The sequence below is a fragment of the Okibacterium sp. HSC-33S16 genome, assembly GCF_024171565.1.
GTDB lineage: Bacteria > Actinomycetota > Actinomycetes > Actinomycetales > Microbacteriaceae > Mycetocola_A.
Map to the genome: position 1 here is coordinate 393,104 of NZ_JALJZZ010000001.1, position 13,449 is coordinate 406,552.

The following is a 13,449-nucleotide window of genomic DNA, read 5'->3' on the forward strand; positions in this document are numbered from 1 at the left end:
CGTCTTCGGCGCCGCGCCGAGTTCGCTAGCCAGCGACTCTAAGGCGGCGCCATCTCGAGGCCGAGTCCTCGCTTTCGGCAATGGTCTGCCAATGAGCATCGAGCCGAGCAACATGTGAATCGATGCGCGATAGGTTGTCGATATGAATCCACCCCGCCCTCGGCTCTTTGCTCTGGCTGGGATCGTTGTCGTGGTCGGTGCTCTTTCCGGGTGTGCGCCGCAGGATGTCGACGGAACCTTGTGGCGGCAGGTTGCCGCCTTCAAGGATCCGTTCGGCCGCTCTCTTGTCGGCGCGGTCGAAGGGATGGCGACCGAGGATCTTGCGCACGGCATTAGCGAAGACAACTTACTCGCGGGCAACTATTGGGACGGCGACGAATCGAGTCTCGAATCTCTTTCGTTGGTGAACGGGGGCGCTGTGATCCACAACCTTGAGGAACACACCCCGGGTATTTCGTTCGATGTTCTAATCACCTCCGGACCTCGCGATGTCGAAGCTGACACTTTGGCCAACCCAGCAGGTCCGTATCTTGGACCGAACTCTGTGTTCACCTGCTCAAGAATTGCGATCGGATTCGAGACTCGAACGTCGTGGCGATGGACCGATACGGATTGTGATGATGCTCTCACAGGGCAGCTGGGGCCTGGGGCTCAGCTCGTCTCGATACACGAGTTCGACGGGTGAACCCTGCCGTCCAGATCTCCTGTTCCGTTCACCGACCGGTCATTGGGGCACTTCCAGAGACGGCCTTACGATTCAGAGGAACACTTACCGGACCCCACTACTAAGCGGTTGGATCGGGTTGCACCCTGTCGCGGATAGATTCATCGGTGTTGATGGTTGCTGCCCAGTTGGCGAGCAGTTGAAGTTTTTCGTGTGAGGGGGAGCCGGGATCAGTTGTGTAGGCGAGCAGTAGCAGGCCTGGTGCACTGGAGAGTTGAAGGCCTTCGAATGACAGAGCCATGTCCCCGACCGTTGGGTGATGAATTTCCTTGAAACCGGTGCGGTGTTCGCGGACGTTGTGCGATGCCCAGAGGGTGCGAAAGACGTCGCTGCGGGTGGAGAGCTCTCCGACGAGGTTGCTCAGGCTGCGGTCGTGTGCGGAACGGCCAGCCTCGCTGCGAAGCAACGCGACGGTTTGCCGCGCGGCTTCTTCCCAATCGAGGTAGAAGTCTTGTGATTTCGGGTCGAGGAACACGAACCGTCCGAAGTTCGGTGTTCGCTGCGACTGCTCGAAAATCGGAGAATAAAGGGCCTGCCCGAGGCTGTTGGCGGCGACGATATCGCCCCGGCCGTTCTGAACAACCGCGGCGACGTCTTTCATCGCGTCGATCATCTGGCGGACACTCGGGGAGATCTGCGCCGCCTTTGCAGAGCTACGACGACGGGCCGCGCCTGGGCTGGCGGTCGCGGCTCTGACGAGGTCGTGCAGGTGCGCATGCTCCGCGTCGTCAAGTTGCAGAGCGCGGCTGATGCCATCGAGGACCGATTCGGAGACTCCGGTGGCGTTGCCGCGTTCGAGGCGGGTGTAATACTCCACACTGATTCCGGCGATCAGGGCCACTTCTTCACGGCGCAGACCGGTGACGCGGCGGCGACCCCCGAAGTTAGGGAGTCCAGCTTTCTCGGGGGTCAGCCGGGCGCGGCGAGTCATCAGGAACTCCCGAATGTCGTTAGAACTGTCCATTCCTCGACGGTACGTCAGCGGACGGCCTTTAGGGGGTCCCTGGTATTAACCGGATAGGTAGGGACTGCCTCGCGTGTACGAAGTTGCCTTTACTGGAATCACCGACAGGAAAGGAGTCACCGATGAGTGACAGCAAAGTTTGGCTTATCACCGGCGCAGCGCGGGGGATGGGCGTCGACATCGTCAACGCGGCTTTGGCCGCCGGCCACTCGGTTGTCGCTACAGCTCGAGACGCCGCCCGCGTCACAGAGGTTTTCGGGGAGCAGGAGAATCTCCTTGCCGTGCCCCTGGACATCACCGATGAGGGTGCCGCGCGGATGGCTGTCGAAGCCGCTGTTGAGCGTTTTGGTCGAATCGATGTGCTCGTGAACAACGCTGGGTTGTTCTACGCGGGGTTCTTCGAGGAGATCAGCCCTGAGCAGTTCCGCCACCAGATGGATGTGAATTTCTTCGGCCCGCTGAATGTCACCCGCGCCGTCCTGCCGGTCATGCGCAAGCAACGCAGCGGCCAGGTCGTCACGTTCAGCTCCACCGCGGGCCTGGTCGGTCAGGAGTTCGTCGCCGCTTACTGCGCTTCGAAGTTCGCGCTTGAAGGCTGGATGGAATCCATCCGGCTCGACCTTGCCCCGTACGGGATCGGAACCACTATCGTGGAGCCCGGATTCTTCCGAACGGAACTGCTTGTCGAAGGCTCCTCAACGTTGTGGCCGGAACTGTCGATCCCCGACTATGCCGAGCGCACCGCCGCGACAATCGAAGGGTGGAAAGGCATGAACGGCAAGCAGGGTGGGGACCCTGCGAAGCTCGCCGCAGCTTTGATTACCGTCATCGACCGTGCGGAGCCGCCGCTGCGGTGGCTCGCCGGAGCCGACGCTGTCCAGACCGCAGAGCAGAAGAGCGATGACCTTCGTGCTCAGGCGAATGCCTTCCGTGAACTGTCGACCTCGCTTAACCACGACGACACCTAAACAACAACCTCACCGTGTCGTTGCCCGGGCACTCCGTAAGCCGTACCGTGCCCGGGCACACAGCCGATGTATTTCGGCGCCCCTGCTTCTATGGGATTTCTGGCTCCGCGTGATGGCGACGTGATTATCCGATCACCCATGTGGCGGACACCGGCCGTAAAGTGTCGTGCAACGGGGCTATTGCTTTTGTCGAGAGGCAAGTTGATCATTCAAGGGTGGTTGTGCCGTGTCGTGCGTCTGTCGGCGCGCGCGGCGAGATGATCTCGCACGCGAAAGGGGATATTTCTCATCGAGGTGCGGTTCCAGGTAGAGCCTGCGGATCGCAAGCAAGATCATTGTGCCGCCGATCCAGTAGCCCAGGAACAGGACCAATCCTTGTGCGAAGGTGAAACTGACCAGTGTCAGGACAACACCGATGCCAATGTAGAGCCATCGCCAGGCACCGGTGATCCGATCACGGGCGGCCTGCTGCTGATGGGTGCGGTTGTCTAAAGAATCGACGCGGCTGATGAGCCCCGCGTCGTCAATGGCGAAGAAGAGATCTCGGACCGACACTCGCAGGGCCTCCGCCACAAGCGACAACGTTTCAAGGCTCGCATCTTCTCCTGCTTCCAGGCGCTGGACGGTTCGGAGTCCGATACCGCTCTCGGTTGCGAGTCGTTCTTGGGTCCAACCTTGGGCTTGTCGAAGCTCGATTATTCGTGTCTTGTTCATAGACCCCATGCTTGCTCCGACCATGCTTCAACACCACGCCACTACGACGCCAGTGGGCCGCCAGATCACCGCCAGAAGGCCGCCACCCAATACTCTCAGCCCTCGCCATCGAATGGCAGCAGTCCAGTCGGGTAGCGGCTGGGCCTGAGGCGCTCCGCTGAGCGTCGGGCCGACGATCTTATGGTCGCAAACCTCCAGCGGACGTTGGCTATCGAACTTGTCGCGCCGATGGCGGTTCTCACACTCACATTCCTTCATTGGCGCCCAGCGCGGAGTGCCGGGTGAACTACAAGGCCGAGATCGACGAGCGGCTGCAGGACGAGCTGGCTGAGTCACAGCGGACCGATGCGTCTGGCACTCCGCAAGATCCGGGCGCACCCCGGCAGAACGGCGACGGAACCGAGTTCCCGGGCCGGTAATGGTTACGGCGATTCCAACGCGTCGGGATCCACGCCCCAGGCCATCAGTTCACTCCGGAAGTAGCTGGCTGCCTGGGCCGGATCCGCGACCGCGCACACGAACCCATCGGGACGCACGAGGTAGTACCGACCGGGCCGAAGCCGGGTTCGACCCGGTGTCGCGAACGCGTGAAACTCGACAGGCAGCTGCCGGGTGAACCGCACGGCGGCGCGAGCGTCGAATGGGCCGTAGACGTGCACTTGCCAGCGTGTTGAACGCAGCGCGGAAAGGTTCTCGCCCGTCCACGGCAGTCGCCGACCCACGACCGGGCCGCGTCGACCACGGCCCTCTTCTCTCGAAGCGTCGCTCATCCAGTAGTGAATGCGAATTTGCGAGAGATAGCCGAAGAGCCGTGGCGCGAGCGGGAGGCGTGGAATCCCGCGCACCAGGAGCGGAACGAGCAACCGGGCGAGCACCCGGCGTGCGAGTTGCATGGTGCCGGTCCCCGACGTGACCAGCCCGAACGCCCGATCCGTTGTCGAGACGAGCCGCTGTGCCACCGGCCGTCGCTCGGCGTCGTACCGGTCGAGGTACTCCGCGTTCGCCCGCCCAGCGAGCACATCGGCGAACTTGAGCGCGAGGTTGTGGGCGTCCTGCAAGCCGGTGTTCATGCCCTGAGCGCCGACGGGGGAGTGCACGTGGCCGGCGTCCCCGGCCAGGAACACAGCCCCGTCGCGAAAGCGGTCGGCGACCCGGTGATGCACGCGGTATGTCGCGAACCACGTGGTCGCGCCATACTCGACCCCGAACACCTCGCGCATCTTGGCTCGCGCCGAGCGCTCACTCACCTCCGTGACGTGGTCAGACAGCCGAACAGTTCCTAACAATCGAAAATGAGAACCGGATGCCATCGGAAACGCCAGCAGAAATGCATCCGTTCCGAAACGGAGAGTGACGGCATCCTCCTCAACTCCCGCAACGTCGTGGGCGTCAGCGACATAGAAGGTGTGCTCGTTTGTGACTCCCGTGAATGGAATCCGGCGGAGTCGCCGCACGGCAGACGAACCGCCGTCGGCGCCGACGACGTACCGGGCGAGGATGCGCCGGGTACCGTCCGGGCCGGTCACCGTCGCGATACAGCCGCCGGACGGGTCGTCGACCAGGTCTTCGAGCGCCGTGCTCCAGTGAACAGAACCGCCCAGGGCGTTGAGGTTCTCGCCGAGGATGCGCTCTGTTCGCGACTGCTCCAACACGAAGAGGCCGGGAAACGGTGTGAGGCCGGTACCCAACTGGCCGACCGGCACCGACCCGAACGAGTGCGATTCGAAGCCGGGTGACACTCGCCGTGCGGCAAACGCCTCGGCGGCGACGGCATCCGCAACGCCGAGCTGATCGTAGATCTCCATGGTTCGCGCCTGCACGACGAGCGCCCGCGACTCGCGGGTGGGTCCCTGCTTGGAATCCACCGTCAGAGCGTCCACGCCCGAGCGCTGCAACCAGTTGGCAAGCATCAGCCCGGTGGGGCCGGCGCCCACCACCAGGACGTCGACTCGTTCCTCGACCGGCAACGCGTGCACAGCCCCATGCTAGGCATTTCACCGGGTGGCGACTACTACTCTGGTTAAGCGCTGCCGAATCGGCGGCGCAGGAAGACACCGAGGGGAGAGCTGTGCCACTGACCGGAGAATACGCACCGTCAACCGCTGACTGGGCTCGCGAGCAAGTGGAGCTTTACGAGAGCTCCGGAGGGACGAAAGGCACCACACTGCGCGGGCTGCCCGTCATCGTGCTCACCAGTGTTGGCTCCAAATCGGGCAAGCTCCGCAAGACCGCGCTCATGCGGGTCGAGCACGAGGGTGCATACGCGGTCGTCGCCTCTCTGGGCGGAGCACCGAAACACCCGGTCTGGTACTTCAACCTGCTGAAGGAACCGCACGTTGAGCTTCAGGACGGACCGGAGAAGCACGACTACCTCGCGCGCGAGGTCACGGGCGAGGAGAAGAGCGTGTGGTGGGAGCGTGCCGTTGCCGCGTACCCGCCGTACTCGGACTACCAGGAGAAGACCGACCGCGAAATCCCCGTGTTCGTTCTTGAGCGGATGTCGGACGACACAGCGTCCTGATCGCCCGGCGGTCCGTTCGCTGACGCCGTCGATCCTGCTCTAGCCCACGTGGTAGACAGGATCGATGGCCAGCAGGAAGATCCCGGTCCAGTGGCAGAGGAACGCGAGAACCGTGCACACGTGGAAGATCTCGTGGAACCCGAAGTGCCCGGGCACCGGGTTCGGCTTCTTGAGCGCGTAGACCACCGCGCCTCCGGTGTAGAGCAATCCACCGACGATGATGAGGGTCATCGTGGTCGGGTTGGCCTGGAAGATGTCGACGAGGTACATCACAGCGGCCCAGCCCAGGGCGATGTACAGCAGCACGTAGAGCCAGCGCGGCGCGTGGATCCAGAAGACCCGGAAGCCGATGCCGATGACGGCGCCCGCCCAGACCAGGGCGAGCAGAAGGTTCCCCTTCTCCGGCGGCAGGGCGAGCATCGCGATGGGCGTGTAGCTCCCGGCGATGAGCAGGAAGATGTTGGCGTGGTCGAGGCGCTTGAGCAGGATCCGGGCCTCTGCTGACCAGGTGAACCGGTGGTAGAGCGCGCTGATGCCAAAGAGCAGCAGTGAGGTGAGCGCGAACACCGCGGTGCTGAGCTTGGCCGCGGTTCCCTGCGCGGCAAGCACGAGCACGATGCCAGCGACGATCGCCACCGGGGTGGTCCCAGCGTGGATCCAGCCGCGCCAGGTCGGCTTGACGTCTTCCGGTGACGGCACCGACGCGTCGATGACCGGGATATTCGGCAGGTCGGCACCGCGCTCATCATCCGCGTGCACGGCAGCATCTGCGGGGGTGCGCGGCGAGCGAAGTTCGTCTGCGGTGTCGGAGACACCGTTCGGTCGCGGTGACTCGTTGTCGGACATAGAAGACAGAATACAAGCCGCTCACGCGAAGCTCTGACGGAATGTGCACTAACGTAACTGTGTGATGAAGAGTGGGACGAAGCCTGGTTCCGGCTTTCTTTACAACCTGTACCAGAAGCGCATCCGCCGCGGGTTGAGCGGCGCTGCCCTGCCGCACCATGTGGCCATGATCATCGACGGCAACCGTCGCTGGGCTAAGCAGCTCGGCTACGAGACGGCTGCGCACGGACACCGGGCGGGCGCCGCCAAGATGCGTGAGTTCCTCGAATGGTGCGATGACATTGGCGTTCAGGTCGTCACCCTGTACCTGCTCTCCAGCGACAACCTCACCTCACGCTCATCCGACGAGCTCCACGACCTCGTCGAGATCATTGCCGACCTCGCCGAAGAGCTCTCGCACTACCGCGACTGGCGGGTCAAGCACGTCGGTTCCACCGACGGACTGCCTGAGCCGCTCGTGGCGACCCTCGAGGCCGCCGAGGCGCGGACCGCACAGAAGTCTGGGCTGCACATCAACCTCGCCGTTGGCTACGGCGGTCGCACCGAGATCGTCGACGCCATGCGCAGCATCGTCGAAACCCATTCCCGCAAGGGCGGCAACCTGGAGACACTGGCCGAGCTGCTCACCCCCGACCTGATCGGCGAGCACCTCTATACCAGTGGCCAACCCGATCCCGACCTCGTCATCCGTACATCGGGCGAACAGCGGCTCAGCGACTTCATGCTGTGGCAGAGCGCACACAGCGAGTTTTACTTCGTCGAGGCGCTCGGTCCCGACCTGCGTGAGGTGGACTTTCTCCGCGCGATGCGTGACTATTCCCGACGCCAACGCCGCTTCGGCGGATAGGAGTACCCCGTGGCTGAGCTCTCAGACTTTCTCGCCGACTTCGACAGCGACCCCGGTTACCTCGACTACGCGAGCATCGGGCCGTTGTCGGTGGCCGCCCAGGCAGAACAGCGGGTATCGCTCGAACTGCTGGGGCGCGCCCGCTTCGGCGGACTCGGCGCATTCGCGGCGCAGGACGAACGGATGCGCACCGCCGTTGCGGCGGTGACCGGATTTAGCCCGTCGCAGGTTGTCGCCCAGCCGAACACGAGCATGGGACTCATGCACGCCATGTTCGGCATGACCGGGAGTGTGCTCATCTCCGCGGCCGATTTCCCGAGCCTTCCGTTCGCTGCGGTGCGGGCCGCTGAATCGATGCACGTGCTGACTCCCGTGTGGCTCGATACGGATGGCGGCCGCGTGACTCCTCACGCCATCAAAGAGCAACTCACACCGAGCATCACGGCGGTGGCCGTGAGCCTCGTCGATTCGCGCACCGGTTACCTCGCGGACATTGAGGGTATCCGGCAGGTCATCGGCGATCGGCTGCTGATTGTCGATGCCATCCAGGGCTTCACGATTGTGGATGCTCCGTTCGAGGCCGCCGATGTGGTGGTCTCCGGCGGGCGGAAGTGGGCACGTGCCGGCTGGGGAACGGGCTTTATGGCGCTGAGCGATCGTGCGCTGGAACACCTGGTTCCCGTGGTCAGCGGCTATACCGGGACGGATGAGGACTGGCCGTGGGATTCCGTGCCCCCGCCCACCTCGGGCGCTGCGGCGTATTCGGTGTCGCGCCCGGACCCGACAGCCGAAGCGCGGTTCGCAGCTTCGCTGGAGCTTGTGGCATCCGTGGGAATATCGGTGATCTCTGAGGCCGTGACGTCTCGCGTCAGCGACGTGATTGAGCTGGCTGACGAATTCGGCGTCGCGGTCGCATCGTCTCGCGCGGAGAACGAACGTGCCGGCATTGTCGTGCTCGACCCGCCGGACGAGCAGGTCAGCCTGCTGGTCGCGTCGCTGCACAATCACGGGGTCACAGCGACGGCCAGGCAGAACAAGATCCGGCTGTCGGTGCACGCGGGGACGAGCGAGGAGACGCTCGGAATGCTGCGGGACGCGCTCGTGTCGTTCCAGACCGCCGTCGCATACTGACACTCGGTGTGGGGGCAGTGTTCACCGCGCCGCAACCTGGGCTTCAGCGTGTCGTTCGGTTCTCGCCCGCCCGGCGTCGTAGCGTTCCAGTTATCAGGTACGGCACCTGATCGAGACGGCCACATAAGTTCGACTCGAAACTGGTAGTGGCTGCTCGTGTGAGAGAACCGGACCCCGGTCCGGCTGGGAGTGGCTATGACCGCGACACGAACCTCAGCACCATCACAACGACAGGAAAGGACCGAGCACCGCACAGCTGCAGAGCAATCGTCAAAGCAAACCGAGCGTACCTATGTATTGGATACCTCGGTTTTGTTGTCTGACCCGAAGGCGTTCTTTCGGTTCGCCGAACACGCAATCGTCATTCCGGTGGTGGTGATCTCCGAGCTTGAGGGCAAGCGGAACGACCCGGAGATCGGTTACTTCGCCCGCCAGGCGCTGCGGATTCTCGACGAGCTGAGGATCGAGCACGAGCGACTGGACTTCCCGGTGCCGGTGGGGGAGGGCGGCTCACTGCGGGTCGAGCTCAATCACTCGAATATGGCGGTGCTGCCGAGCGGACTGCAGCTCGGCGATAACGACTCGCGGATCCTCGCTGTGGCGCTCAACCTCGCGAACGACGGCCTCGCGGTCACCGTGGTGTCAAAGGACCTGCCGCTTCGCGTGAAGGCAGCGTCGATCGGGCTCAGCGCCGAAGAGTATCTCGCCGAACAGGCCGTCGACTCGGGCTGGACCGGGATGACGGACATTCGGGTGTCGCCTGAGGAGATGAGTGACCTGTACGAGAGTGAGGTCGGGTTGTCGAAGGCCGTGGAGAGCCTCCCAGTCAACACCGGGCTCATCATTCACTCCGACCGCGGGTCTGCGCTCGGGCGAGTGACCGGGAAGCGCGAGTTCAAGCTCGTTCGCGGCGACCGTGACGTGTTCGGGCTGCACGGCCGAAGCGCTGAGCAGCGGCTCGCCATTGACCTGTTGCTCGACCCTGAGGTCGGCATTGTGTCGTTGGGAGGTCGAGCCGGGACGGGGAAGTCTGCACTCGCCCTCTGCGCGGGACTTGAAGCCGTTCTCGAGCGACAGCAGCACCGGAAAATCATGGTGTTCCGCCCGCTCTACGCTGTCGGCGGCCAGGAGCTCGGTTACCTGCCCGGTGACCAGGGCGACAAGATGAGTCCCTGGGGCCAGGCGGTGTTCGACACCCTGGGTTCGGTAGTCTCGCAGAACGTGCTCGATGAGGTGATCGAACGAGACCTGCTGGAGGTGCTGCCGCTCACGCACATTCGCGGTCGCTCGCTGCACGACGCCTACGTGATCGTTGACGAGGCACAGTCGCTCGAGCGCAATGTGCTCCTCACTGTGCTGTCGCGGATCGGACAGAACTCACGGGTCATCCTCACGCACGATGTCGCCCAACGCGACAACTTGCGGGTGGGGCGGCACGACGGTGTCGCATCCGTTATCGAAGCGCTCAAGGGACACGACCTGTTCGGACACATCACCCTTACCCGGTCGGAACGGAGCTCGATCGCAGCCCTCGTCACCGAACTGCTGGAGGGCAACGAACTGGCCTGACCCGCCGTCACGCGCAGCCGGGCTGTGGATAACCCGCACGCGGGTGTCGCAGCCCGGCTAGCGTGAGGCCATGATTCTCGCGGGAGATCGAGACACAGCGCGGAGCACTCGTGCCCGTGACCTGGTCGCGCTCCTCGCGATGGCGGGTGTCCTCGGTGCCATTGGTGTTCTGGCCGTCGGTGTGCGCCCGCTCGCGATCGCCGTGGTCGCGATTGCCGCCGTCACCGAGACACTCGTGCGCGGAGACATCGAGCGGCACCGGCTGCCGAATCGCCTCGTGCTTCCGCTCTACCCGATCGTTGCGCTGAGTGTCGGAGCAGACGCGGTCGTGCTCGGCCGTGAACCGCTCAGCGCGCTCACTGCCGGCGCCGGCTGGTTCGCCTTTCTCCTGGTGCTTTGCGTTGCCGGCGGCCTGGGCATGGGCGACGTGAAGCTCGGCGGCGTGCTCGGGCTCTGCCTCGGGAGCCTCGGGCTTGCCGCAGCCGGTGCTGGACTCGTGATCGCTTTTGGCACCGGAGCGATCGCCGGGCTGATCGTGCTCGTGCGACCGGGAGGTGGGGTGGCGGACGCGAGACGACGGCGCCGGATCCCGTTCGGTCCGTTCCTCCTGGCCGGCTTCTGGATCACGGTGGTGTGCTTCCCGGTGCTGACAGGGAGCACGGCTTAGTCTGGGGGAATGGAACAACGCACTCTCGGACGCACCGGTCGTCCTGTCTCAATTGTCGGCCTCGGTACCTGGCAGCTCGGAGCGGACTGGGGTGAGGTGTCGGAGAACGACGCGCTCGCCGTCCTCGACGCCTCGGTGGACGCCGGCGTCACCTTCTTCGACACCGCCGACGTCTATGGGGATGGCCGGAGCGAAACGGTCATTGGCCGGTACCTCGCGGCTCACCCGGATGTCAACGTTACGGTCGCCACCAAGATGGGGCGGCGCGAAGCGCAGGACCCCGCGAACTTCACACTCGCGAAGTTCCGGGAGTGGACCGACCGGTCACGCCGCAACCTCGGTGTTGACCGGCTCGACCTCGTGCAGTTGCACTGCCCGCCGACTCCGGTGTTCTCCTCGGATGAGGTCTACGACGCCCTGGACACGCTCGTCGCAGACGGAGCGATCGCGAACTACGGTGTGAGCGTCGAGACCACCGAGGAAGCGCTGGCTGCGATTGCACGGCCGGGAACGGCATCCGTTCAAATAATCTTCAATGCGTTCCGCCTCAAGCCCCTCGACGAGGTGTTGCCGGCGGCTCGCGAAGCCGGTGTGGGCATCATCGCGCGAGTGCCCCTGGCGTCGGGGCTGCTGAGCGGTCGGTACACGACAGACACTGAGTTCGCCGAGAACGACCACCGCACCTTCAACCGCGATGGCAGCGCTTTCGACGTGGGCGAAACCTTCTCGGGAGTGGACTTCGCGACCGGAGTTCGCGCGGCGACCGAGCTGTCGGCATTCGTTCCGGAAGGGCTCACGCCGGCCCAGGCCGCCATCGCCTGGGTGACCCAGCAGCTCGGCGTTTCGACGGTCATTCCGGGAGCCCGGTCCATCGCCCAGGCGACCTCGAACGCGACGGCCGGCACCACCGGCGCTTTGCCGCAGGAGTACCTCGACGCCGTGCGCTCGATTTACGACACCAACTTCCGGGCCGCGATCCACGACCGCTGGTAGTCAAAGACGGAAAAACCGGCTGTGCGGGTCAGACCCGCACAGCCGGTTTTTTCTTGTCGTGAAGCTTCGTGACGCTTGGTGAAGCCCTAGCCCGGGTGGGTCATCGAGAGCAGGTCGAGCGCTGAATCCAACTGCTCCTCGGTGATGTCGCCGCGCTCAACGAAGCCCAGCGCGACAACGGCCTCGCGAACCGTGATTCCTTCGGCAACGGAGTGCTTGGCGATCTTCGCGGCCTTCTCGTAGCCGATGATCTTGTTCAGCGGGGTCACAATCGACGGGCTCATGCCGGCGAGGGCAGCGGCACGCTCGGTGTTCGCCTCGAGACCGTCGATGGTTTTGTCGGCCAGCACCCGGCTCGCGTTGGAGAGCAGGCGGATCGACTCGAGCAGGGCCGTTCCCATGACGGGGATCTGCACGTTGAGTTCGAATGATCCCGATGCGCCGCTCCACGCAATGGTGGCGTCGTTTCCGATGACACGCGAGGCGACCATGAGAACGGCTTCGGGGATGACGGGGTTGACCTTGCCCGGCATGATCGAGGAACCCGGCTGCAGGTCCGGAATGTGTAGTTCACCGAGTCCGGTATTGGGGCCGGAGCCCATCCAGCGCAGGTCGTTGCAGATCTTAGTGATGCTCACCGCAATCGTGCGAAGAGCACCGGATGCCTCGACGAGACCATCGCGGTTCGCTTGCGCCTCGAAGTGGTCGGCTGCTTCGGTGATCGGAAGTTCGGTGTCTTCCTGGAGCAACTGGATGACGAGCTGCGGGAAGCCCTGCGGGGTGTTGATGCCGGTTCCGACGGCTGTTCCGCCGAGGGGAACTTCGGCAACGCGGGGGAGTGCGGTGCGAACACGCTCGATGCCGAGGCGGATCTGGCGCGCATAGCCGCCGAATTCCTGGCCCAGGGTGACGGGCGTTGCGTCCATCAGGTGGGTGCGGCCTGACTTGACCGCGTCCTTCCACAGTTCGGCCTTGGCCTCGAGCGAGACGGCGAGGTGGTCAAGGGCCGGGATGAGGTCGTCGATGAGTGCGCTGGTGACGGCGATGTGCACGGAGGTCGGAAAAACGTCGTTCGACGACTGTGAGCAGTTCACGTGGTCATTCGGGTGCACCGGGGAACCGAGTCGGGTGGAGGCGAGGCTCGCCAGCACCTCGTTCATGTTCATGTTGGAGGAGGTTCCTGAGCCGGTCTGGTAGACGTCGATCGGGAACTGGCTGTCGTGGCTGCCGGCAATAACCTCGTCTGCCGCGCTGCCGATGGCCTCGGCGATGGCTGAGTCAAGAACGCCGAGCCTGGCGTTGGCCGCAGCGGCGGCCTTCTTGATTCGGGCGAGCGCGGCGATCTGCGCCGACTCGAGTCCCGAGCCTGAGATCGGGAAGTTCTCGACGGCGCGCTGGGTCTGGGCGCTGTAGAGCGCCGAGCGGGGAACCCGCACTTCACCCATCGTGTCGTGCTCGATGCGGTAGTCGGTTGTGTCTGACACTGTCTGTGGTCTCCTCGTGGT

At 64.2% G+C, this 13,449-nt stretch carries 14 protein-coding genes; 8 read left to right on the top strand and 6 right to left on the bottom strand.

Annotation, left to right across the window (positions count from 1 at the left end):
- Positions 1 to 25 precede the first annotated feature (25 nt).
- Together L1277_RS01880 and L1277_RS01885 are read right to left on the bottom strand one after the other, a co-directional pair.
- A complete protein-coding gene (locus tag L1277_RS01880) occupies positions 26 to 328 on the bottom strand; it encodes a hypothetical protein (protein ID WP_253374654.1) in 303 nt (100 codons plus the stop codon).
- A 457-nt stretch (positions 329 to 785) separates the two neighbouring features.
- Entirely contained in the window at positions 786 to 1,688 is a 903-nt protein-coding gene (locus L1277_RS01885; protein WP_253374655.1) for a helix-turn-helix transcriptional regulator, read from the bottom strand.
- Positions 1,689 to 1,810: 122 nt separating this feature from the next.
- Here L1277_RS01885 and L1277_RS01890 point away from each other — a divergent pair, with 122 nt between their 5' ends.
- Entirely contained in the window at positions 1,811 to 2,656 is an 846-nt protein-coding gene (locus L1277_RS01890) for an SDR family NAD(P)-dependent oxidoreductase (protein ID WP_253374656.1), read from the top strand.
- A 177-nt stretch (positions 2,657 to 2,833) separates the two neighbouring features.
- Here the strand turns inward: L1277_RS01890 and L1277_RS01895 are convergent, their stop codons facing one another.
- The gene (locus tag L1277_RS01895; protein ID WP_253374657.1) at positions 2,834 to 3,370 is read right to left on the bottom strand and encodes a helix-turn-helix domain-containing protein; all 537 of its coding nucleotides are present in this window, start codon (positions 3,368 to 3,370) and stop codon (positions 2,834 to 2,836) included.
- A 281-nt stretch (positions 3,371 to 3,651) separates the two neighbouring features.
- On the opposite strand from L1277_RS01895, the gene L1277_RS01900 reads away from it, so the two are divergent.
- Entirely contained in the window at positions 3,652 to 3,789 is a 138-nt protein-coding gene (locus L1277_RS01900; RefSeq protein ID WP_253374658.1) for a hypothetical protein, read from the top strand.
- A gap of 3 nt (positions 3,790 to 3,792) precedes the next feature.
- Here the strand turns inward: L1277_RS01900 and L1277_RS01905 are convergent, their stop codons facing one another.
- Positions 3,793 to 5,346, bottom strand: a complete 1,554-nt coding sequence (locus tag L1277_RS01905) for an FAD-dependent monooxygenase (protein WP_253374659.1) — start codon at positions 5,344 to 5,346, stop codon at positions 3,793 to 3,795.
- A gap of 92 nt (positions 5,347 to 5,438) precedes the next feature.
- On the opposite strand from L1277_RS01905, the gene L1277_RS01910 reads away from it, so the two are divergent.
- The gene (locus tag L1277_RS01910) at positions 5,439 to 5,891 is read left to right on the top strand and encodes a nitroreductase family deazaflavin-dependent oxidoreductase (RefSeq protein WP_253374660.1); all 453 of its coding nucleotides are present in this window, start codon (positions 5,439 to 5,441) and stop codon (positions 5,889 to 5,891) included.
- Between the two features lie 39 nt (positions 5,892 to 5,930).
- Here L1277_RS01910 and L1277_RS01915 read toward each other — a convergent pair whose 3' ends face one another.
- Positions 5,931 to 6,737 (bottom strand): hemolysin III family protein, encoded by an 807-nt coding sequence (locus L1277_RS01915; protein WP_308215068.1) that lies wholly within the window; start codon positions 6,735 to 6,737, stop codon positions 5,931 to 5,933.
- A gap of 64 nt (positions 6,738 to 6,801) precedes the next feature.
- Between L1277_RS01915 and L1277_RS01920 the strand changes: the two genes are divergently transcribed.
- The 5 genes from L1277_RS01920 to L1277_RS01940 all read left to right on the top strand — a co-directional run bounded on the left by L1277_RS01920 (position 6,802) and on the right by L1277_RS01940 (position 11,944).
- A complete protein-coding gene (locus L1277_RS01920; protein WP_253375261.1) occupies positions 6,802 to 7,584 on the top strand; it encodes an isoprenyl transferase in 783 nt (260 codons plus the stop codon).
- Positions 7,585 to 7,593: 9 nt separating this feature from the next.
- A complete protein-coding gene (locus L1277_RS01925; protein WP_253374661.1) occupies positions 7,594 to 8,715 on the top strand; it encodes an aminotransferase class V-fold PLP-dependent enzyme in 1,122 nt (373 codons plus the stop codon).
- A 195-nt stretch (positions 8,716 to 8,910) separates the two neighbouring features.
- Positions 8,911 to 10,284, top strand: coding sequence for a PhoH family protein (locus tag L1277_RS01930; protein ID WP_253374662.1), 1,374 nt, complete (start codon positions 8,911 to 8,913; stop codon positions 10,282 to 10,284).
- A 70-nt stretch (positions 10,285 to 10,354) separates the two neighbouring features.
- Positions 10,355 to 10,951 (top strand): prepilin peptidase, encoded by a 597-nt coding sequence (locus L1277_RS01935; protein WP_253374663.1) that lies wholly within the window; start codon positions 10,355 to 10,357, stop codon positions 10,949 to 10,951.
- Between the two features lie 9 nt (positions 10,952 to 10,960).
- Positions 10,961 to 11,944, top strand: coding sequence for an aldo/keto reductase (locus L1277_RS01940; RefSeq protein ID WP_253374664.1), 984 nt, complete (start codon positions 10,961 to 10,963; stop codon positions 11,942 to 11,944).
- 86 nt (positions 11,945 to 12,030) lie between these two features.
- Here the strand turns inward: L1277_RS01940 and L1277_RS01945 are convergent, their stop codons facing one another.
- Positions 12,031 to 13,428, bottom strand: coding sequence for a class II fumarate hydratase (locus L1277_RS01945; protein ID WP_308215069.1), 1,398 nt, complete (start codon positions 13,426 to 13,428; stop codon positions 12,031 to 12,033).
- Positions 13,429 to 13,449: the final 21 nt, after the last annotated feature.

Coding starts and splice junctions, on each gene's coding strand:
- L1277_RS01885 (WP_253374655.1), bottom strand. CDS start 1,688: ATGGACAGTTCTAACGACATTCGGGAGTTCCTGATGACTCGCCGCGCC.
- L1277_RS01890 (WP_253374656.1), top strand. CDS start 1,811: ATGAGTGACAGCAAAGTTTGGCTTATCACCGGCGCAGCGCGGGGGATG.
- L1277_RS01895 (WP_253374657.1), bottom strand. CDS start 3,370: ATGAACAAGACACGAATAATCGAGCTTCGACAAGCCCAAGGTTGGACC.
- L1277_RS01915 (WP_308215068.1), bottom strand. CDS start 6,737: ATGTCCGACAACGAGTCACCGCGACCGAACGGTGTCTCCGACACCGCA.
- L1277_RS01920 (WP_253375261.1), top strand. CDS start 6,802: ATGAAGAGTGGGACGAAGCCTGGTTCCGGCTTTCTTTACAACCTGTAC.
- L1277_RS01930 (WP_253374662.1), top strand. CDS start 8,911: ATGACCGCGACACGAACCTCAGCACCATCACAACGACAGGAAAGGACC.
- L1277_RS01935 (WP_253374663.1), top strand. CDS start 10,355: ATGATTCTCGCGGGAGATCGAGACACAGCGCGGAGCACTCGTGCCCGT.
- L1277_RS01940 (WP_253374664.1), top strand. CDS start 10,961: ATGGAACAACGCACTCTCGGACGCACCGGTCGTCCTGTCTCAATTGTC.